Here is a 19,384-nt window from a genome sequence, read left to right as displayed (position 1 = left end):
TCCCATGACCATCCTGCTCTCCACCCTGAACGCCCGCTATACCCACGCCTCGCTGGGATTGCGCTATCTGCTGGCCAATATGGGCCCGCTGCAGGCGCAGACGCGGCTGCAGGAATTCGTCATCGGCACCAAGACGACGGAACTGGTCGAGCGCATCCTCGTCAACAAGCCCCGTATCATCGGTTTTGGCGTCTACATCTGGAACGTCGAGGAAACGACGAAACTGGTGGCCATGCTCAAGCGCGTGGCGCCCGAAGTCATCATCGTGCTGGGCGGGCCGGAAGTGTCGCATGAGGCGGGCGAGCAGGAAATCGTCAAACTGGCCGATTACCTGATCACGGGCTGGGGCGATGTCACCTTTCCCAAGCTGTGCGGCGAGATCCTCAACGGCCCGAAGCCGCTGATGAAGATCCATGCGGGCGTGCAAGCGCCGCTGGCGGAACTGCAGCTGCCCTACTCCTTGTATACAGACGACGATATCCGCCACCGCACGATTTACGTGGAAGCGTCGCGCGGCTGCCCGTTCAAGTGCGAATTCTGCCTGTCGGCGCTGGACAAGACGGCCTGGCCCTTCGCCCTGGAGAACTTCCTGGCCGAGATGGAGTCGCTGCATGCGCGCGGCGCGCGCCTGTTCAAGTTCGTCGACCGCACCTTCAACCTGAACATCAAGACCAGTTTGAAGATCATGCAGTTCTTCTTAGATAAGATCGAGGCGAATCCGGACGATCCCATCTACGCCCACTTCGAGCTGGTGCCCGACCACTTGCCCGACGCCTTGAAAGAAGGCATCAGCAAATTCCCGCCCGGCGCGCTGCAGTTCGAGATCGGCATCCAGAGTTTCAATCCGGACGTGCAATCGCTGGTCAGCCGCAAGCAGGACAACCAAAAGGCGGCCGACAACATCCGCTGGCTGTGCGAAGAATCGAACGCCCACTTGCATGTGGACCTGATCGCCGGCTTGCCGGGCGAGGATGAAGCGAGCTTCGCGGCCGGCTTCAACAAGCTGGTGGCCCTGAAACCGCATGAAATCCAGTTCGGCATCTTGAAGCGGCTGCGCGGCACGCCCATCATCCGGCATACGGAAAACTATGGCATGGTGTTCGACCCGCACCCGCCGTACACCATCCTGGCCAATAAACAGCTCGATTTCATGAGCATGCAGCGCCTCGTGCGCTTCGCCCGCTACTGGGACCTGGTGGCCAACTCGGGCCGCTTCGCCAATACCGTGCAATGGATGCTGGGCGATGCGCCGTTTGAAAACTTCATGGACTTTTCGAACTGGCTGTACGCCCACACGGACGCCACCCACCGCATCGCCATGGAACGCCTGGCCAAGCTGGTGGCGCAATGGCTGCAGACGCGCGGCATGAGCGCGGCCGAGGCCAACGCCCTGCTGGCCAGCGACTATGCGGGCGGCGCGCAGGCGGCCGCACATGCCAAGCCAAGCGAAGTGAGTACTAGCAACGCCAAGGTGCGCCCGGACGTCGCCCTGCCGCAGCGGCAGGCGCGCCACCTGGCGTCCTGAGGGGCGGGCGATTGAACAGCGGTGGCGGTCTGCGCCATTCTCCCTTAAACTGGCACGATGCCGACTGTACAATCGCCGAAACTGACCCTCTCCCAGACCAGCTCCCAACAGGGAGCCCTTGTCACTGCCAGCGGCACCTGGCAGGTGCACGCGCTGGCGCATGACAATGCCATCAAGGCCATCGAGGCCCAGCTCAAGCCCCTGCAGGGCGATGCCAAGGCGCAATGGGATTTGTCGGCCATCGACAGCATGGACCATATCGGCGCCCAGCTGTTCTGGAATGCCTGGGGCAAGCAGCGCCCCGCGCAACTGACCCTGGCGCCGTCGCAGGAAGAGTTTTTCCGGCGCATCGAAGAGACGGGGCCGCTGCAAACGCCGCCCTCGCGCGCCAACCGCCTCACGCCCGTGATGAAGCTGGGCATGGCCATTTTGCTGTTTTTCGAACATTTGAAGGGCTTTATTGCCCTTGTCGGCCAGGTGACGCAGGATATCGGCCGCTTCGCGCGCCATCCCATGCGCGGGCCGTGGCGTGAAATTTCCGCCAATATCTTCCATGCGGGCTTCCAGGCGCTGGGCATCACGGCCCTGGTCGGCTTTCTGATCGGCGTCGTGCTGTCCTATCTTTCTGCGCAGCAACTGCGCGCCTTTGGCGGCGATATCTACCTGGTCAACCTGCTGGGCATGAGCGTCATCCGCGAACTGGGGCCGCTCCTGGCTGCCATTCTCGTGGCCGGCCGCTCCGGCTCGTCCATCACGGCGCAGCTGGGCGTCATGCGCGTCACGGAAGAGCTCGACGCCATGCTGGTGATGGGCATTTCGCACGGTTTCCGCCTGATCATGCCGAAAGTGCTGGCGCTGGCCATTTCCATGCCCCTGCTCGTCATCTGGACGGATACGGCCGCGCTGATCGGCGGCATGGTGGCGGCCAAGGTGGAACTGAACCTGTCGGCGCGCTACTTCATCCAGAAGCTGCCCGATGCCGTGCCGCTGGCCAACTACATGATCGGCCTGGGCAAGGGCGTGATCTTCGGCATGCTGATCGCCCTCGTCTCCTGCCACTTCGGCCTGCGCATCAAGGCCAATACGGAAAGCCTGGGGCGCGGCACCACCACCGCCGTCGTCACGGCCATCACCGTGGTGATCCTGGCCGACGCCGTGTTCGCCATCGTCTTCAATGGAGTGGGCTACTGATGGCGAACGACACCGATATCGCCTGCAAGGCGAGCGAGGGCCAGAACGGCCAGTTCGATCTGCATGGCGACGCGCCCGTGGTGGAAATCACCAATCTGTGGACCAAGTTCGGCCGCACCGTCGTGCACCAGGACTTGAACCTGGAAATCGAGCGGGGCGAAATCCTTTCCATCGTGGGCGGTTCCGGCACGGGCAAGACGGTGCTGCTGCGCCAGATGCTGGGCCTGGAACATCCGGCGCGCGGCTGCGTCAAAGTCTTTGGCGAAGATATCAACAAGGCAAGTTCCGACCAGCTGCAGCAGTTGCGCAACCACTGGGGCATGCTGTTCCAGCAAGGCGCGCTGTATTCGGCCCTGACCGTGTTCGACAACGTGGCCCAGCCCATGCGCGAATTGCGCGTGCTGCCCGAAGCGCTGGTGCACGACGCGGTATTATTAAAGATGAACATGGTGGGCCTGGGTCCGGAACATGCGCTGAAAATGCCGTCGGACTTGTCTGGCGGCATGATCAAGCGCGTGGCCCTGGCGCGTGCCCTGGCGCTGGAACCGAAGCTGCTGTTCCTCGACGAACCGACGGCGGGCCTGGACCCGGACTTGTCGGAAAGTTTTGTCGCCCTGATCCAGTCGCTGCACCGCGAACTGGGCTTGACGGTGGTCATGGTCACGCATGACCTCGACACTTTGTTCGCCCTGTCCACGCGTATCGCCGTGCTGGCGGAAAAACACGTGATCGCCATCGGCCCCACGCGCGAGGTGATCGAAGTGGACCACCCGTTCATCAAGCAATTTTTCCTCGGCGACCGCGGCAAGCGCGCGCTGGCCGTCCTCGATGAAAAACAGGCGGCGGACAAGGCGGCGCAGCCAGGCGACGACGCCGGCACAGACAAGAAAGCGGAGAAGTAATGGAAAACAGATCACATGCCCTGATGACGGGATTTTTTACACTGACCTTGCTGGTGGCCGCCATCCTGTTCGGCGTCTGGTTCAACCGCGACCGCGTGGAAAGAGTCCCGTATTTGCTCGCCACCACCCTGTCCGTGCCGGGCCTGAACCCGCAGGCGACCGTGCGCTACCGGGGCCTAGAAGTGGGCAAGGTCGACGCCATCGACTTCGACACGCAAAAGGCGGGGCAAATCCTCGTGCACATCAGCGTGGCGCCCGATACCCCCGTCACGAATACCACCTTTGCCACCCTGGGCTACCAGGGCGTGACGGGCATCGCCTACATCCAGCTCGACGACGAGCACGTGGGCTCGACACTGCTGGGCACCAGCAAGGACAAGCCGTCGCTGATCCCCCTGCGCGCGGGCTTGCTCGACCAGCTGGAAAAACGGGGCAAGCGCATCCTCGACCAGGCCGAGCAGATCACCAATAAAGTGAATAATTTGCTCAGCCCCGACAACCAGGCGGCCATGCTGGGCGCCTTCACTGAAGTGGGCAAGGCGGCCAAGGCCTTTGGCGCCATCCCGCAGCAGCTGGAACCGACCCTGACGCAATTGCCGCAACTGACGGAACAGACGCGGCAAACCTTGACGGCCGTCAGCACGGCCAGCAAGAACGTGTCGGACCTGACGGCCACGTGGAAAAAGCTCGGCAGCGACATCCAGGCGCCCGGCGGCGTGCTCGACAAGGTCAATGGCACGGTCGACCGGGTCGGCAATTCCGTGGAAACGGTGGCCAATGGCGTGTCCCTGGAAGTCTTGCCGCAGGTAATCGAGCTGAGCGGCGAGGCGCGCTCCTCGATGCGCGCCCTGAAAACCACCATGAGCACGCTCAATGAACAGCCGCAGAGCATCCTGTTCGGCGCCCCAGACATCCCGCCCGGCCCGGGCGAGCCCGGTTTTTCGGCGCCCGGCAAATAAGGAGAACACCGCATGCCTATTCCTCGCCATCTCACCGCACTCATCGTCGCCGGCGCTTTTTTGCTGGGCGGCTGCGCCAGCCGCGGCCCCGTGCCCACGTTCTATGATTTCGGCCCGGCCGCACCGCAGGCAGCGGCACCGGCTGCCGCGCCAGCCGTGCCCGTGCTGGTGATCGCCGACGCCAACGGCCCTTCGTGGCTGGACAGCCAGCGCATGTATTACCGCCTGCTGTACGCCGATGCGCAGCAATCGCGGCCGTACGCCTACAACCGCTGGAACACGCCGCCGCTGCAACTGCTGAGCCAGCGCCTGAAAACGCGCGTGGCGCAAAGCGGCGTGAAAGTGCTGTCGACCACGGACGCGGCCGCCGGCATCCCGCTGCTGCGCATCGACGTCGATGATTTTTCGCAAGCGTTTGACACGCAGACGCAAAGCAGCGGCCATGTGTCGCTGCGCGCCTCGCTGTTCCGCGGCCACCGCCTGATCGACCAGAAAACCTTCAGCCGTAGCGGTCCGGCCGGCAGCGCCGATGCGCAAGGCGGCGCGCAGGCGCTGGCGGCGGCCTCGGATGCCATCGCCGCCGACCTGCTCACCTGGCTGGGCACGCTGAATATTCCGAAAGAATGACCGACCCCGCATCCCCCGCCAGCCCGGCGGCGCCGCTGCCGCCCGTCCGTTCCTCGCCCGTGTCGCGCGCGACCCTGCTCGCCTACGTCTTCCTGATCGTCTACGCGAGCTGGTTTCCGTTCACGGGCTGGCACAGCAATGGCCTGTCGCCGCTGACTTTCCTGGAAAACACGCGCATGCCCCGTTACTGGACGGGCTTCGATGTCGGCGTGAATATCGTCGGCTACATCCCGCTGGGCGCGCTGATCGTGTATTCGCTGTTTCCAAGGATCACGGGTTTCTTTGCCGTTATCGTCGCCAGCCTGTGCGGCATGTTGATTTCCGGCAGTATGGAAGCCGTGCAAACCTATCTGCCCAGCCGCGTATCGTCGAATCTCGATTTCTATACGAATGCGGCCGGCTGCTGCATCGGTTCCATCATCGGCGCCCTGACGGCGCGCAAGCTGCTCGACCACAGCCATTTGTACCGCTTGCGCCAGCGCTGGTTTGCCCAGCACGCCAGCCAGGGCCTGGTGCTGGTGGCCCTGTGGCCGCTGGCGCAGATTTATCCGCAAGGCTATCTGTTCGGCCTGGGCCAGCTGCTGCCCATCCTGTCGGACTGGCTGTCGCAGCTGGCGGGCGTCGACATCGACCTGGCCACGTATCTGCGTCCCGACGTGGTCTTAACGGTTGAGCAATATTGGCTTTCGGAAACCATCATCACGGCTTGCGGCATGACGGGCGCCGTGCTCACCTTGCTGTGCCTGCTGCGCCGCGCCGCGCCGCGCGCCATCCTGATGCTGACCCTGATCGCCGCCGCCCTGACCGTGCGTTCGATGGCCAGCGCGCTGCTGTTTTCACCGGAAAACGCCTTCGTCTGGATCACGCCGGGCGCCCAGGGCGGCTTCTTGATCGGCCTGATCATGCTGGGCGGCCTGGCCTTCGCGCCGCATGTGGCGCAGCGCCGCATCGCGGCCGCCACCTTGCTGCTGAGCCTGGTGATGGTGAATACGACGCCGATCAACCCGTATTTCATGTCAACCTTGCAAGGCTGGGTACAAGGCAAGTTCCTGAACTTTAATGGCGCGGCGCAATTTCTCGCCTTGCTGTGGCCCTTCGTGGCCCTGTGGTTCCTGTGCCTGCCCTCGCACCGCCTGAACCGGCAGGACGATGTGCAGCGCCAGCGTCGCGAAGACCACCCATAAGCGCTATCATGGCGCATTGATGAATCAGCAGGAGCATAGTATGAGCGACGCACCGTATTTTGAACGCCACGTTTTTTTCTGCATGAACAAACGTGAAGACGGCCGCAACAGCTGCGGCGACCATGGCGCGGAAGCGGCGCAAAAGCATTGCAAGCGCCGCATCAAGGAACTCGACATGAACGGCGCGGGCAAGATCCGCATCAACCAGGCCGGCTGCATGGACCGCTGCGAGGAAGGCCCGCTGCTGGTGATCTACCCGGAAGCGACCTGGTACACCTATGTCGACACCAGCGATATCGATGAAATCATCGATACCCACCTGGTGGGTGGAAAAATAGTCGAGCGCCTGAAGATTTAATGCCAATTTAAGAGATAGCCACCAGTATGAGCATCATGAACAGAAACTCGGAAAAATTTACCCTCGCCGGCCATGCAGGCAGCATGGAAGGCTTGCTCGATTTCCCGGCAGACACTCCGCGCGGCATCGCCCTCGTTGCCCATCCGCACCCGCTGTACGGCGGCACGATGGATAACAAGGTCACGCAAACCCTGGCGCGCGCGTTTGTCGCCCTCGGTTACGTGGTGGCGCGCATCAACTTCCGCGGCGTGGGCGCCTCCGAAGGCGTACATGACCATGGCGCGGGCGAGACGGACGACATGCAACTGTTATACGAACACATGGTCGGCCTGTACCCGGGCTTGCCCGTGGCCTTGTCCGGCTTCTCGTTCGGCACCTACGTGCAATCGAAACTGCAGGAACGCCTGGCCGCCGCCGGCACGCCCGCCGAGCGCCTGGCGCTGATCGGCAGCGCGGCCGGCAAATGGGCCATGGCCGACATTCCGGCCGACACCATTTTGATCCACGGCGAACTGGACGACACGATTCCCCTGTCCGCCGTCTTCGACTGGGCCCGTCCACAAGACATTCCCGTGATCGTAATCCCCGGCGCCGACCACTTTTTCCACCGCAAGCTCAACCACATCAAGAACCTCGTGATTGCGCTGTGGCATGGTGACAAACCCGCAATCGCAGCAGATGATCATTGAAGTGTGGGCTTACTAGCGCCTCCACGGCTATAATTGATCCGTTTTTTCCACGCGGCCACGTACGCAGCAACTGCGTGGCCCTCAGCCTTCATCTTTTTCGCAGACCAGCCTCCATGAAAAAACTTTTAGCGGCACTGGCCTCCAGTGTACTTTTCCTATCCGCCGCCTACGCGCAAACCGTTCCAGCCCCAACCATCGCCGCCAAGTCCTGGCTGCTGCTTGACGCCACCAGTGGCCAGATCATTGCTTCGCAAGATCCGGACGCGCGCATCGAGCCGGCCTCGTTGACCAAGATCATGACGGCCTACCTGACGTTTGCCGCCATCCGCGAAAAGAAGCTGGCGCTGGACCAGAAAGTGAACGTGTCCGTGCGCGCATGGAAAGTCGATTCGAGCAGCTCGAAGATGTTCATCGACCCGGCCACGCCCGTGTCGATCGACGACTTGCTGCACGGCCTGATGATTCAATCGGGTAACGACGCTGCCGTGGCACTGGCCGAAGCCGTCGCCGGCGATGAAGGCACCTTCGTCGTGCTGATGAACCGCGAAGCCCAGCGCATGGGTCTGAAAAACACGCGTTTTGCCAATCCGCATGGCTTGCCTAGCCCCGAGAACTATTCCACGGCGCAAGACTTGTCCGTGCTGGCCAAGCGCGTGATCGCCGACTATCCGGAATTCTACAAAATCGATTCCATCAAAAGTTTTACCTACAACAAGATCACCCAGCCTAACCGCAACCGCCTGCTGTGGCTGGACCCGACCGTCGACGGCATGAAGACGGGCCACACGGAAGCGGCCGGCTATTGCATGATCGCCTCGGCCCGCCGTCCGGGCGGCACCGGCGAGCGCCGTTTGATCTCCGTGGTGCTGGGCACCTCGTCCGACCAGGCCCGCACGCAGGAAAGCCAGAAGCTGCTGAACTGGGGCTTCCAGAACTTCGATACGGTCAAGCTGTACTCGAAAGGCCAGGCCGTGGCCACGCCGGAAGTGTGGAAGGGCTCGAAAGGCACCGTGAAAATCGGTTTCGCCCGCGATGTGCTCGTCACCGTACCAAAAGGCACGGCGGCCAAGATGAAACCTGTGCTGGAACGCAAGGACCCGCTGGTGGCGCCATTGGCTGAAAACGCCCCTGTCGGCAAGCTGAAAATGATGGTCGACGACAAGGTCCTGCTGGAACTGCCTGTCGTGGCGCTGGAACCGATCAACCAGGCAACGATCTTCGGCCGCGCCTGGGATTCGATGCGCCTGTGGATGAAATAAGCCGTCAGCATTCCCCATAAAAAATGCCCGCAGATGCTGCGGGCATTTTTTTCGTCTTGCGTTACGTCAGCTTACTTCGCAGGCGCATCCTTCAGGTGCGGCGCACGCGGCACGGGCGGGAACGTACCGTGACGGCCTGCCGCAAACGTCGCTTCCGTCTGCGACGCTTGCACCGGCACGGACAGCTTGCGCACCTTGGCCACCTGCGCCGCCGTCACGGGCGTGCCGCGGTTGCCCCAGCTGGTCTGGATGAAGGTCACCACTTGCGCAGTTTGCTCATCATTGAAGATGTCGGCATACGGCGCCATCGTCAGCGCCGACGGCGCCGTGCGCGTGGCCGGCACGGCGCCGCCCGACAGCACGATATTGATGGCCGAGGTCGGATCGTTGGTCTGCAGCACGGCGTTACCGGCCAGCGCAGGGAAAGCCTTGTCGTAGCCCTTGCCGTCGGAACGGTGGCAACCGGCGCAGCGGTCCAGGTACAGTTGCGCGCCCTTGGAATTGACGATGCCGCTGAACAACTGCTTGCCCAGCTTGTCGTCCGCCACGAAAGCGGGCGTGACCGGGTTCGACGGCGGCAACGATTTCAGGTATTTCGCCATCGCCGCCAGGTCGCCATCCGTCATGTGCTGCATGGAATGGGCCACCACGTCGTTCATGGCGCCAAACGAGGCCGTGTGGCTGTTGCGGCCCGTCTTCAGGAATTCGGCGATCTCGGCTGCGCTCCAGCGCGCCAGGCCGCCGCCATGTTCATTGCGCAGCGAAGGCACGGACCAGCCGTCGATCACGCCGCCACCGGCCAGGAAGGTGGTGTTGCCCTCATCCGTCAGCGATTTTTCCTGCATTCCCACGCCGCGCGCCGTGTGGCAGGCGCCGCAGTGGCCCAGGCCCTGCACCAGGTAGGCGCCGCGCAGCAATTGCGCATCGCCCGTGACCGGCGTTTTATACGGCTGCGGCGTGGGGGCAAACGCCCAGCGCCAGATGGTCAGCGGGAAACGCATCGACAGGGGCCATGGAATGTCCGCCGCCTTGTTCGGCGTCGGGTCCGCCTTCACGCCATGCATGAAGTAGGCGTACAGCGCCTGCATGTCCGCTTCGCTCAGGCGCGAGTATGACGGATACGGCATGGCCGGATACACGGTGTAGCCGTGTTTCGTCACGCCGGTGCGCATCAGCTTGTCGAAATCGGCAAAGCTCCAGTCGCCGATACCGGCCTTTTTATCGGGCGTGATGTTGGTGGAATACACCTTGCCGATCGGCGTTTCCATGCCGAGGCCGCCGGCGAACGGTTTACCCTGCATGCCGGCCGTGTGGCAGGCGATGCAGTCGCCGGCGCGGGCCAGGTATTCGCCCTGGCGTATCAGCTGGGCGTTCGGGACGGTGGCGGCCGTGGTGGCAGACAGGACGGTGCTGGGGGTACTGGCGGCGAGCGCCAGCAGCAGCGCGCCCACGGTATGGGTGAATGTGTTGTTCATCTTCTTGTTCTTTATCAAGCGACCAGGGGACGGGGATCTTTCAGGTATTGCTCGCGGATGGCCTTGGCCGACCAGTAGGTCAGCGCGCAAGCGAGGCCCGTCGGGTTGTAGCCGATGCCGACCGGGAACACGCTGGAGCCGACGGCAAACACGTTGTGCACGTCCCAGCTTTGCAGGTAGCGGTTGACGACGCTGGTCTTGCGGTCCGCGCCCATGGCCGTGCCTCCCGCCCAGTGCGTGGTCTGGTAATTGCGCAAGTCGAGGTGGTCGCCCACGCTCTTGACGGACACCTTGATCGACTCGGGATTCATGGCCTCGGCCACCTTCATCATCTTGTCGGTGACGAAACGGCTCATCTTGATGTCGTTTTCCTTCCAGTCAAAGGTAAAGCGCAGCAATTGCTGGCCATACTTGTCCGTGTAGGTGGGGTCGAGATCGACATAGCAGTCGCGGTAAGTCATGTTGGCGCCGTGGCAATCGAACGACACCGTGTTCAAATAGCTCTTCTTGACGGCCTTCTTCCAGGCAGCACCCCAGGCGGGCGTGCCGTCCGGCGTGGCGATGCCGGAAATGGGCTTGGAGCCGGCCGGGTTGCACCAGGCGGGCGAGCCGCCGACAAAGCCCAGCGGGCCATGGTCGAAATTGTCGCCATTCCAGTCATCGAGCGCGACCCCGGTGCCGCCGGCGCCGATGAACGGGTTCGTGTTCGTGTCTTCCTTGAAGAAAGTCTGGATGGTGGACATCATCTGGTAAGCGATATTGCGCCCCACTACGCCTTCATTGCTGACGGGGTCGTACGGCTTGCCGATGCCCGACAGCAGGAACAGGTGCGCATTGTTGTAGGCAAAGGCACTGGCGATGACCAGGTCGGCCGGCTGCTCGACGGCCTTGCCATCCGCATTGATGTAGGTCACACCCGTGGCGCGCGCTTTGCCACCCTTGCTGCCGTCGAGGTTGATGCGCACGACGTTGCAATTGGCGCGCAATTCAAAGTTGGCCACCATGCGCAGGGCCGGCATGATGTTGACGTTGGGCGAGGCCTTGGAATAGTTGTAGCAGGCGTAGCCGGAGCAGAAGCCGCAGAAGTTGCACGGGCCCATCTGGCAGCCGTAGGGATTCGTGTACGGACCGGACGCGTTCGACGAGGCGTTGACGAACGGGTGGTAGCCGACGGCCTTGGCCGCGCGGCGGAACAATTCGGCCGTGTACGGCACTTTTTGCGGCGCCAGCGCGTAATTGTCGGAGCGATCGCCCTCGAACACATTGCCGTCGCCGACGACGATGCCGTTGACCTTATACGCCTGGCCCGAGGTGCCGAAGACTTTTTCGACGAAATCGAAGTGCGGCTCCAGCTCGGCGTAAGTCACGCCAAAATCCTGGATCGTCATGCCTTCAGGGATGAATTTCTTGCCGTAGCGGCGTTCGTAGTGGCTGCGGATCTGCAGCTCTTCCGGCAGGACGCGCCAGTGCATGCCCGACCAGTGCAAACCCGCGCCGCCCACGCCCGTGCCGGGCTTGAAGGCGCCGATCTGGCGGTACGGCACGGCCACGCCCGTGATGCTGTGGCGGAAGGTGAACGTGCTCTTCGACATATCCTGGAACAGCTTGCTGCGCTGGATATAGGTCAGCTCGTCGAGGGTCTTCGGATAGGCGCCGTCGGGATAGGTGTCGCGGTACTCGCCGCGTTCCAGCGCGACCACGTTCAGGCCCGCCTCCGTCAATTCCTTGGCCATGATGGCGCCGGTCCAGCCGAAGCCCACAATCACGGCATCGACAGGCTTCATTTTTACATCGGGTTTGATATCACTCATGATGGTTTTTCTTTTTCTTTGATCGGGTACGAATAACTGAAAAGGTTCAGGGCAAGGCGCATTGCCGCAGGCAGTACGCTAGTACGACCAGGCAGTGCAACGCCGCCATGGACGTTTTCAGGCGATGGATACTGGAGGCAACGGGTATTTCTTGCCATACTGCTCCACCCAGTCCATGTAGTCGGCGCGCGCGCCAGGGAATCCGACCATCTTCCAGGCCAGCATGTCCTTGTTGCCGCCGTGCACGGGGTCGCAAAAATAGCCTTCGCGCGTGTTTTGCAGCAGCTGGTTGAAGAAGATTTTCGACGGCACTTCGCCGATGTCCAAGGTGCCCTTTTGCAATTGCGTGATGACGGCGTCGCGCTCGGCCGCGTTCAGCTGGACGAAGGGCTTGCCCGACTGTTTCTGCACGGCCGCATTCACGCCCGCCAGGGCGCTCTTGTACAGCTCGCGCGGCGCCATGTGGAACTGGTAGCCGAACTGTTCGATCGACGGCACGAACGGCCCCTGCATGTACCACAGCGCGCCATACGCGTAAGGCGTGTTCATCTGCGCATCGATGAATTCATGCGCGCCCGATTCCAGCGCACCCGGCCCTTCGCCATCGGCGGGGATCAGCCGGTCGACCAGCGCGCTCAATGTGGCCCACTCGGTGGCGTCGAAAAAGCGCGGTTTGTAGGCAGGCTGGTCTTTGGAGACGGCCATGGCCAGGCCGCCGCCGGCGCCAGCCAGCAAGGCCACGGCAGGCGCGGCGCCGACGGCCTTGCGCAAGAAGTGTCGCCGGTGGGGCGAAATCCCGATGATTTTCATAGGTTGTCCTCAGGCGGCATAAGCCGCCACAGTGATGGATGTGGGAGTCAGAAAGAAAATGCGGACACGCGCCGCTGAGATGGCAGATTTCACGTAAAGATGGCTGGAGTATCGCGGCGCGGTGCATCCGCCTGCCGGTTAATTGATCAAGATGATTGACAAGCGCTAGCTTTGCATTTACGGTGCGCATCGTACCATAATTAAAAGAAACATTCAGAGACAGGTGAGACGTGACTACAAAAGAGGTACCGGTGCGTGGCCGCCCGCGCAAGGCGGGCGTGGAAGATGCGGTACTGGAAGCGATCGTCATGCTGGTGCGCCAGCATGGACTGGAGGCGGTGACGATACAGATGGTGGCCGACGTGGCCGGCGTGGGGCGCCAGACGATCTACCGGCGCTGGCCGCGGCGCGAAGACATGCTGCTCGACGCGCTCGTCAAGCGCACGGCGGAGAAGCTGCAGCGCGCGCTCGACATGCCGGACGGCCAGGAAATCGAAGCGATCTGCGCGCGCATCTTCGACAACCTGAACGCCGACGGCCGCTTCACCTGCGACCTGCTGGTGCTGATCCACAATGATGCGGCGGCCCAGCTGCGCTTTCGCGAGCAGATCGTCGCGCCATGGATCACCCTGGTGGTGCAGCGCCTGGTCAACATCGGCGTGCGCGCCGACCTCGACCTGCGCCTGTTCGCCTTCATGCTGCAATCGGCGCTCGTGTACCAGATGCAACTGGGCGGCCAGCTCGACGATGCCCTGCAGGAGCGTTGCTGCCGCTTTATCCGCAGCATGCTGTAGATTAGCTGGCTATAATCGTGGCGAGTCCCATCACGTCACCACCAGAAAGCCAGCCCATGAGCCATGTATTTCCCGCCAGTCTGCAAGCGCCGCGCAGCCGTTTAAGCAGCAACGGTCCCGAACTGTCGCGCATCGTCGCCGGCATGTGGCGCATCGGCGAGTGGAATATGTCGGCGCAGCAGCGCCTGGCTTTCATCGAGCAATGCCTGGCGCTGGGCGTATCGAGTTTCGACCATGCCGATATCTATGGCGATTACAGCGCCGAAGGGCTATTTGGCGAAGCGCTGGCCCTGCAGCCGGGCTTGCGCGACAAGATGGAGCTGGTCAGCAAGTGCGGCATCAAGCTGCTCTCGCCGCACCGTCCCGGCCACGCCATCCAGCATTACGACACGAGCGCGGCGCACATCACCGGTTCCGTGGAACACAGCTTGCGCCAGCTGCAGACGGACCGCCTGGACCTGCTGCTGATCCACCGACCCGACCCGCTGATGGATTTCGACGAGATCGCCGGCGCGTTTACCCAATTGCAGAAAGATGGCAAGGTGCTGCACTTTGGCGTGTCGAACTTCAGCCGCCACCAGTTCGAGTGCCTGCACCGGCGCTTCCCGCTGGTGACGAACCAGGTGGAATGCTCGCCGCTGCACGTGGCGCCCCTGTTCGACGAAACCTTCGACGGCTTGCAGGACGTGGGGGTGGCGCCGATGATCTGGTCGCCGCTGGCGGGCGGGCGCCTGTTCCAGGGTGGCGATGCGAATGTGGAGAATTTGCGCAATGTCATCAAGCAGATCGCCGACCAGCTGCAGCGTCCGTTTGCCAGCGTGGTGTTTGCCTGGATCATGCAATTGCCTTGCCGCCCCCTGCCGCTGACGGGCACGGGCCGCATCGAGGCCGTGGGCGTGGCCGTGGAAGGCACGCAGTTCACGCTCAGCCGCAGTGACTGGTTCGCCATCCTGCGCGCCGCGCGTGGGCACGAGGTGGCTTAACGTTTAATCAATCTCGTCCGGGTCATTAAAAACCTGGGGTAAGGCAATACCGCGCCAGCCCAGATGCCACGCCAGGTTGAGCAGCAGGGTGGCGGCGATGTAGACGGCGAAGAACAGGGCAAAGAAACTCGTCTTCAGCCACACCAGCAGGGCGATGGCAAGGATCAGCACCAGCAGCGCGGCCATGCTTTTCTTTTGCTTGGAGCTGGGGAAACGCAAGGTCGACACCATCAGGCTGCCCACGCCGACGAGCAGCAGCATCAGCAGATAGCTGTGCAGCATGGAATCGATGGGCGCCGGCCAGGCTACCACCACCGCCGCCACGCAAGCGGCCCCGGCCGTGATCGGCATGCCGACGAAATACAGGGGATCGGTACGCCCCACGTTCACATTGAAGCGCGCCAGGCGCATGGCCCCGCAGGCGACAAAGAAAAAGCTGGCCATGCCGCCAAAGCGCAGCAGCAGCGGATCGTGCACGCCCATCTGCACGAAGCCGTAGCAATACAACAGGACGGCCGGGGCGCAGCCGAAATTCATCACGTCGGCGATCGAATCGAGCTGCACGCCGAACTGCGAACTGGTTCCCGTCAGCCGGGCCACGTAGCCGTCGAGCGCGTCAAACACGCCGGCGAGCACCAGCAGCGCCGCCGCCAGCCGGTAGGCATCCGCGTCGCCCACGGCGGCGTTGTCGACGGAAATGACGATGCTGGCAAAACCGCAGGCTATCGAAAGCAAAGTCACCATGCTGGGCAAGGCATATTTGGCGCGCTGCAGGCGCGACTTGGGCAATGTGTTCAAATGTATGGGCAATCAAAAAAATCGGAAGTAAGGCAATGCAGCGGCAAACGCTGCGCTGCGCCCATTCTACCCTGCGCAGCGGCGGCACCGTCCCCGCACGAGCGCGACATATCTTTTCACGGATGCTCTACGCGTGATCAAAATACCTTAGAATCGTTTTACAGGACAGCACGCTGCCCCCACCGCTGCCCGCCTACCTCTACAGGAGTCGACTTGATTGCCTCGTCACTGCGTTGGAAATACTGGATACCTGCCCTGCTGAGCGCAGCCCTGCTGAGCGCCTGCGGCGGCGGCAGCGATAGCGGCAATACGTCGCTGAGCAACTCGACCCCGGCCGGGCAATTGACGCAGGAGCCGGGTGCTCCCGTTCTCAGCAACAATATTGCCACCGATGGCTTCAACTGGTTCAACTACCGGCGCAGCCAGATCGGCCTGTCGCCGCTGGTGCGCAATAGCCTGATCGACAGCGCGGCCCTCGGCCATTCCAGCTATCTCAATCTCAACAATACGGTGGCGCACGAACAGGTGCAGGGCAAGCCCGGCTTTACAGGCGTCACACTGGGCGACCGCCTGGCCAAGGCCGGCTACGTCGTCACCTCGCTGCAGGGTGAAGTGATCGCCGGCGCGAGCAACACGTCCGGCTTTTACCTGGCCGAAGAACTGGTCACGGCCATCTATCACCGCTTCGTCATTTTCGAACCGCTGTTCAAGGAAGGCGGCGCGGGCGCGGCCGTCAGCAGCGCCGGCTATGCCTATTTCACCACCGACCTGGCCGGCAACCGCAGCTATGGCCCGGGGCTGGCGGCGGGACAGATCGTCACTTACCCCTACAGCGGACAGCAGAAGGTGGCCGTCAGTTTTTCCAGCAATAACGAATCGCCCGATCCCGTGCCGAACCAGGACGTGGTCGGCTACCCGATCAGCGTGCATGCCAATTACGGCACGCCCGTCAGCGTGACGGCGTTCAGCGTGCGCCAGCGCGGCACCGCCGCGGACCTGGCCGTGCGCCTGCTCACCAGCGGCAATGATGTGCATACGCCCGTCTCGGCCGCATCCATCATCCCGCTGGCGGCCTTGAACGCGAACACCAGCTATGACGTGAGTTTCATCGGGAAAGTCAATGGCGCGGACGTCACGCAGAGCTGGTCATTCAGCACGCGCTAGGGCGACTCGCCCCGCCAAGCGGGCGCAGCGTCATGGACGACTGGATGTAAAATGGTGGTTCCTGCTTTACAGCAATTGACAAGTTTTGGGGCGCTCTGCACAGCATGCTGAAACCACACGCCACTTGCGATGATGATGCCGCCGTTGCGGCATCCGACATGGTCCGCATTCTCGACGTTGAGAACGGACTGGGCCGCATCATGGGCGACCGCATCCTGTACCTGAAAATCCTGCGCCGCTTCCTGCACGACCACGGCACCACGCCGTGCCAGATCCGCGCCGAATTCGACACGGGCAACTACGTTTCCGCGCGCCTGAAAGCGCATACCCTGAAAGGCGCCGCCGGCATGATCGGGGCGCGCCATGTGCACAGCCTGTCGGAAACCCTGGAATCGGCACTGCGTGCGCAGGCGCCCGACCTGGCCCAGCAGATGCTGCAGCTGGAACTGGCGCAGGATCAATTGCTCGGCGCAGTCAGCAGCATGCTGGGCACGCCGGAGGCAAACCACACGGCGGCGCAGGACGTGGCGCCCGACCCGGCCGCGCCCGCCATCCAGCTGCTGCTGGCGCGCCTGGCCAGCCATTTGCGCGAAGGCGACGGCGCGGCCATCGACATCCTGGAAAACTCGGCCAGCCTGCTCGCGGCCAGCCTGGGCGTGAATGTGTACCAGGAGGTGGCCGCCGCCGCGCACGAGTTCGATTTCGAAGGCGCCCTGGCGGCGCTGCTGCGGCGCCGCTAGCGCACAGCGAGCTGCCGCTCAGCTGTTGAACTGCGCCTCTTCCGCATACGCCACGCAACAACTCTTGCAACAGAAACGGCGCACGGCATCGAGCGGCTTGTCGCAGTACCAGCATGCACCTTTCGGCGGCAGCGCTGCGATCAATTGCGGCAGGGAAGGCAATGGCGGCGCCGCCATGCCCCTGCTTTCCACGACTTCCGGCTGTTCGCTGTCCATGGCGCTTCCTTTCCTAGCGGCACTTCAAGGCCGCTCAGCAAGATTACGTCAGCACAGTTTGAAGCCCATGACATTTCTCAACCGTGGCCACGCTTGCCCCATCGGCACTTTGAAATTTCCAAACGACAACGTTGTCACTTCACACTACAATCAGTGCTCCATTCACTTGCGCGCACGCCATGAAACACATCCCCCTGTTGCTCTCCTGCCTGCTGCTCAGCGCCTGCGCCACGCGCGCGCCCACCGCCTACACCCTCAATTCGGGTGCCGAACGCACGCCGGAACAATTGGCGGTGGTGTTCGAACACGCCGACCTGAGCCTGCGCATCGATCCGGCCCGCCGCAGCATTGCCGGCGATGCGCGCCTGACCTTCCTGGCCACGCAGCCGATCTCGCGTTTCGCGCTGGACCTGGACCGCAACCTGCCCGTCGATGCCATCGAAATCGACGGCAAGGCGCTGCGGCCGCAAGACTATGCCAATCCGGACGGCCGCCTGAGCATGACCTTGCCGGCCACCCTCGCGGCAGGCGCGCGCACCACCATCCGCATCGTCTACCACGGCGTGCCGCACGTCGCCGTGAAAGCGCCGTGGGATGGCGGCATGGTATGGTCGAGCACGGCCGATGGCGCGCCGTGGATCGCCAGCGCCGTGCAAGGCGAAGGCTGCGACCTGTTCTGGCCCTGCATCGACCACCCGATGGGCAAGGCCCGGCTGATCGACCAGCACATCCAGGTACCGGCGCCGCTGGTGGCGGCCGGCAACGGCATCGCGCTCGGCATGGATGAGGCCGACGGCTGGCGCACCTGGCACTGGCGCGCCAAACACCCGAGCACCTATGGCATCGCCCTGAACGTGGCGCCCTACCGCAGCCTGCAGGGCGAGTATGCGAGCCGCTACGGCAACCGCATCCCCCTGCAATTCTGGTACTTGCCGGAAAGCGAGGCCAAGGCAGGCGCCCTGTTCGCGGAATTGCCGCCCATGCTGGACTTTTTTGAAAGCGTCATCGGCCCCTACCCGTTTGGCGATGAGAAAGTCGGCATCGCCGAAACCCCGCACAAGGGCATGGAACACCAGACAATCAATGCCTATGGCAACAAATTCGCCAAGACCAGCTATGGCTACGATGAATTGCTGCAGCATGAGTTTGCCCATGAATGGTTCGGCAACCAGCTCACCAACAGCAACTGGGACGATATGTGGCTGCACGAAGGCTTCGGCACGTATATGCAGCCGCTGTACATGCAATACCTGCGGGGCGAGCAAGAGTATTTTGCTTCGTTGCAGCAAATGCGGGCCGGCATCGTCAACAAGGCGCCCATGGTTTCGGGCAAGCCGAGAAGCGAGGAAGAAGTCTACGACCAGAAAAAGGGCGGACCGGGCGGCGACCTGTATGTGAAAGGGACGCTGGTGCTGCACACCTTGCGCGGTCTGATCGGCGACGAGGCCTTCTTCCGCGCCGTGCGCCTGCTCGTCTACGGCACGGAACAGCCGCTGCCGGGCCAGTTCCAGCCGCGCTACGGCAGCACGGCGGAATTCATGGCCATCGTCAACAAAGTCACGGGCAGCAATTACGACTGGTTCTTCCAGGTTTATCTGTACCAGGCGGCATTGCCGGAACTGTCCGCCGTGCGCGACGGCGACATCTTGCGCCTGCTATGGAAGACGCCTGCCGACATCGCCTTCCCGATGCCGGTGGAAGTGCGTATCGGCAAAGAAATCCATACCGTTCCCATGTCGCTGGGCTTTGGCGAACTGCCCCTGCCGGCTGGCGCCACGTACACGCTCGACCCGCACTCGCGCGTGCTGCGCCGCGCCGAGCATATCGAGGCGTTCCAGAAGTTCAGGGAAGAACAGGCGAAGGGGAGGAAGGGGTGACAAAACCTGGGGTCAGACCCCC

19 protein-coding genes are annotated in these 19,384 nt (G+C 62.9%); 14 read left to right on the top strand and 5 right to left on the bottom strand.

Features of this window, described 5'->3' with window-relative positions; translation table 11 throughout:
- Positions 1-4: 4 nt before the first annotated feature.
- The 9 genes from OX462_RS01530 to OX462_RS01490 all read left to right on the top strand — a co-directional run bounded on the left by OX462_RS01530 (position 5) and on the right by OX462_RS01490 (position 8,694).
- Positions 5-1,525: a B12-binding domain-containing radical SAM protein gene (locus OX462_RS01530; protein WP_409027616.1), complete on the top strand. Its 1,521-nt coding sequence runs from the start codon at positions 5-7 to the stop codon at positions 1,523-1,525.
- A 57-nt stretch (positions 1,526-1,582) separates the two neighbouring features.
- Positions 1,583-2,716 (top strand): MlaE family ABC transporter permease, encoded by a 1,134-nt coding sequence (locus OX462_RS01525; RefSeq protein WP_070224749.1) that lies wholly within the window; start codon positions 1,583-1,585, stop codon positions 2,714-2,716.
- Complete coding sequence (locus tag OX462_RS01520) at positions 2,716-3,618, top strand: ABC transporter ATP-binding protein (RefSeq protein ID WP_409027615.1); 903 nt, start codon at positions 2,716-2,718, stop codon at positions 3,616-3,618. Before OX462_RS01525 ends, OX462_RS01520 begins: the two co-directional genes overlap by 1 nt.
- Positions 3,618-4,577 (top strand): MlaD family protein, encoded by a 960-nt coding sequence (locus OX462_RS01515; protein WP_070224751.1) that lies wholly within the window; start codon positions 3,618-3,620, stop codon positions 4,575-4,577. Before OX462_RS01520 ends, OX462_RS01515 begins: the two co-directional genes overlap by 1 nt.
- Positions 4,578-4,589: 12 nt before the next feature.
- Entirely contained in the window at positions 4,590-5,204 is a 615-nt protein-coding gene (locus tag OX462_RS01510) for an ABC-type transport auxiliary lipoprotein family protein (RefSeq protein WP_070224752.1), read from the top strand.
- Positions 5,201-6,388 carry a VanZ family protein gene (locus tag OX462_RS01505; RefSeq protein WP_070224753.1) on the top strand — a complete coding sequence of 396 codons (1,188 nt, stop codon included), beginning with the start codon at positions 5,201-5,203 and terminating at the stop codon, positions 6,386-6,388. Before OX462_RS01510 ends, OX462_RS01505 begins: the two co-directional genes overlap by 4 nt.
- Before the next feature lie 40 nt (positions 6,389-6,428).
- Positions 6,429-6,746 (top strand): (2Fe-2S) ferredoxin domain-containing protein, encoded by a 318-nt coding sequence (locus OX462_RS01500; protein ID WP_034781335.1) that lies wholly within the window; start codon positions 6,429-6,431, stop codon positions 6,744-6,746.
- Between the two features lie 35 nt (positions 6,747-6,781).
- A complete protein-coding gene (locus OX462_RS01495; RefSeq protein WP_070224815.1) occupies positions 6,782-7,435 on the top strand; it encodes an alpha/beta hydrolase in 654 nt (217 codons plus the stop codon).
- A gap of 113 nt (positions 7,436-7,548) precedes the next feature.
- Complete coding sequence (locus OX462_RS01490) at positions 7,549-8,694, top strand: D-alanyl-D-alanine carboxypeptidase family protein (protein ID WP_070224754.1); 1,146 nt, start codon at positions 7,549-7,551, stop codon at positions 8,692-8,694.
- Positions 8,695-8,765: 71 nt separating this feature from the next.
- On the opposite strand, the gene OX462_RS01485 is transcribed toward OX462_RS01490, so the two are convergent.
- The 3 genes from OX462_RS01485 to OX462_RS01475 form a co-directional block, all read right to left on the bottom strand.
- Entirely contained in the window at positions 8,766-10,169 is a 1,404-nt protein-coding gene (locus OX462_RS01485; RefSeq protein WP_409027614.1) for a cytochrome c, read from the bottom strand.
- A gap of 14 nt (positions 10,170-10,183) precedes the next feature.
- A complete protein-coding gene (locus OX462_RS01480) occupies positions 10,184-11,980 on the bottom strand; it encodes a GMC family oxidoreductase (protein ID WP_409027613.1) in 1,797 nt (598 codons plus the stop codon).
- A gap of 117 nt (positions 11,981-12,097) precedes the next feature.
- Complete coding sequence (locus tag OX462_RS01475; RefSeq protein ID WP_070291987.1) at positions 12,098-12,790, bottom strand: gluconate 2-dehydrogenase subunit 3 family protein; 693 nt, start codon at positions 12,788-12,790, stop codon at positions 12,098-12,100.
- A gap of 230 nt (positions 12,791-13,020) precedes the next feature.
- Here OX462_RS01475 and OX462_RS01470 point away from each other — a divergent pair, with 230 nt between their 5' ends.
- Both OX462_RS01470 and OX462_RS01465 read left to right on the top strand, forming a co-directional pair.
- Positions 13,021-13,584 (top strand): TetR/AcrR family transcriptional regulator, encoded by a 564-nt coding sequence (locus tag OX462_RS01470; RefSeq protein ID WP_217494248.1) that lies wholly within the window; start codon positions 13,021-13,023, stop codon positions 13,582-13,584.
- 56 nt (positions 13,585-13,640) lie between these two features.
- Positions 13,641-14,567: an aldo/keto reductase gene (locus OX462_RS01465; protein WP_070224759.1), complete on the top strand. Its 927-nt coding sequence runs from the start codon at positions 13,641-13,643 to the stop codon at positions 14,565-14,567.
- A 3-nt stretch (positions 14,568-14,570) separates the two neighbouring features.
- Here OX462_RS01465 and pssA read toward each other — a convergent pair whose 3' ends face one another.
- Positions 14,571-15,311 (bottom strand): CDP-diacylglycerol--serine O-phosphatidyltransferase, encoded by a 741-nt coding sequence (gene pssA / locus OX462_RS01460; RefSeq protein WP_254679595.1) that lies wholly within the window; start codon positions 15,309-15,311, stop codon positions 14,571-14,573.
- Between the two features lie 267 nt (positions 15,312-15,578).
- Between pssA and OX462_RS01455 the strand changes: the two genes are divergently transcribed.
- Positions 15,579-16,529 (top strand): CAP domain-containing protein, encoded by a 951-nt coding sequence (locus OX462_RS01455; protein ID WP_409027612.1) that lies wholly within the window; start codon positions 15,579-15,581, stop codon positions 16,527-16,529.
- Between the two features lie 158 nt (positions 16,530-16,687).
- Complete coding sequence (locus OX462_RS01450; RefSeq protein WP_227742065.1) at positions 16,688-17,269, top strand: Hpt domain-containing protein; 582 nt, start codon at positions 16,688-16,690, stop codon at positions 17,267-17,269.
- Positions 17,270-17,287: 18 nt separating this feature from the next.
- Here OX462_RS01450 and OX462_RS01445 read toward each other — a convergent pair whose 3' ends face one another.
- The gene (locus OX462_RS01445; RefSeq protein ID WP_070224761.1) at positions 17,288-17,485 is read right to left on the bottom strand and encodes a hypothetical protein; all 198 of its coding nucleotides are present in this window, start codon (positions 17,483-17,485) and stop codon (positions 17,288-17,290) included.
- Between the two features lie 179 nt (positions 17,486-17,664).
- Here OX462_RS01445 and OX462_RS01440 point away from each other — a divergent pair, with 179 nt between their 5' ends.
- Positions 17,665-19,362 (top strand): M1 family metallopeptidase, encoded by a 1,698-nt coding sequence (locus tag OX462_RS01440; protein ID WP_409027611.1) that lies wholly within the window; start codon positions 17,665-17,667, stop codon positions 19,360-19,362.
- The last annotated feature ends 22 nt before the right edge of the window (positions 19,363-19,384 follow it).

It is taken from the genome of Janthinobacterium aestuarii, from assembly GCF_046113285.1.
Taxonomy (GTDB): domain Bacteria; phylum Pseudomonadota; class Gammaproteobacteria; order Burkholderiales; family Burkholderiaceae_D; genus Janthinobacterium.
This window is presented reverse-complemented; position numbering and strand designations above follow the sequence as displayed.

What these genes read in the sequence shown, in the direction of transcription:
- OX462_RS01530 (WP_409027616.1), top strand. Translation starts at nt 5, where the DNA reads ATGACCATCCTGCTCTCCACCCTGAACGCCCGCTATACCCACGCCTCG.
- OX462_RS01475 (WP_070291987.1), bottom strand. Translation starts at nt 12,790, where the DNA reads ATGAAAATCATCGGGATTTCGCCCCACCGGCGACACTTCTTGCGCAAG.
- OX462_RS01505 (WP_070224753.1), top strand. Translation starts at nt 5,201, where the DNA reads ATGACCGACCCCGCATCCCCCGCCAGCCCGGCGGCGCCGCTGCCGCCC.
- pssA (WP_254679595.1), bottom strand. Translation starts at nt 15,311, where the DNA reads ATGGTGACTTTGCTTTCGATAGCCTGCGGTTTTGCCAGCATCGTCATT.
- OX462_RS01480 (WP_409027613.1), bottom strand. Translation starts at nt 11,980, where the DNA reads ATGAGTGATATCAAACCCGATGTAAAAATGAAGCCTGTCGATGCCGTG.
- OX462_RS01450 (WP_227742065.1), top strand. Translation starts at nt 16,688, where the DNA reads ATGGTCCGCATTCTCGACGTTGAGAACGGACTGGGCCGCATCATGGGC.
- OX462_RS01445 (WP_070224761.1), bottom strand. Translation starts at nt 17,485, where the DNA reads ATGGACAGCGAACAGCCGGAAGTCGTGGAAAGCAGGGGCATGGCGGCG.
- OX462_RS01500 (WP_034781335.1), top strand. Translation starts at nt 6,429, where the DNA reads ATGAGCGACGCACCGTATTTTGAACGCCACGTTTTTTTCTGCATGAAC.
- OX462_RS01515 (WP_070224751.1), top strand. Translation starts at nt 3,618, where the DNA reads ATGGAAAACAGATCACATGCCCTGATGACGGGATTTTTTACACTGACC.
- OX462_RS01440 (WP_409027611.1), top strand. Translation starts at nt 17,665, where the DNA reads ATGAAACACATCCCCCTGTTGCTCTCCTGCCTGCTGCTCAGCGCCTGC.
- OX462_RS01525 (WP_070224749.1), top strand. Translation starts at nt 1,583, where the DNA reads ATGCCGACTGTACAATCGCCGAAACTGACCCTCTCCCAGACCAGCTCC.
- OX462_RS01520 (WP_409027615.1), top strand. Translation starts at nt 2,716, where the DNA reads ATGGCGAACGACACCGATATCGCCTGCAAGGCGAGCGAGGGCCAGAAC.
- OX462_RS01490 (WP_070224754.1), top strand. Translation starts at nt 7,549, where the DNA reads ATGAAAAAACTTTTAGCGGCACTGGCCTCCAGTGTACTTTTCCTATCC.
- OX462_RS01495 (WP_070224815.1), top strand. Translation starts at nt 6,782, where the DNA reads ATGAACAGAAACTCGGAAAAATTTACCCTCGCCGGCCATGCAGGCAGC.
- OX462_RS01465 (WP_070224759.1), top strand. Translation starts at nt 13,641, where the DNA reads ATGAGCCATGTATTTCCCGCCAGTCTGCAAGCGCCGCGCAGCCGTTTA.
- OX462_RS01510 (WP_070224752.1), top strand. Translation starts at nt 4,590, where the DNA reads ATGCCTATTCCTCGCCATCTCACCGCACTCATCGTCGCCGGCGCTTTT.
- OX462_RS01485 (WP_409027614.1), bottom strand. Translation starts at nt 10,169, where the DNA reads ATGAACAACACATTCACCCATACCGTGGGCGCGCTGCTGCTGGCGCTC.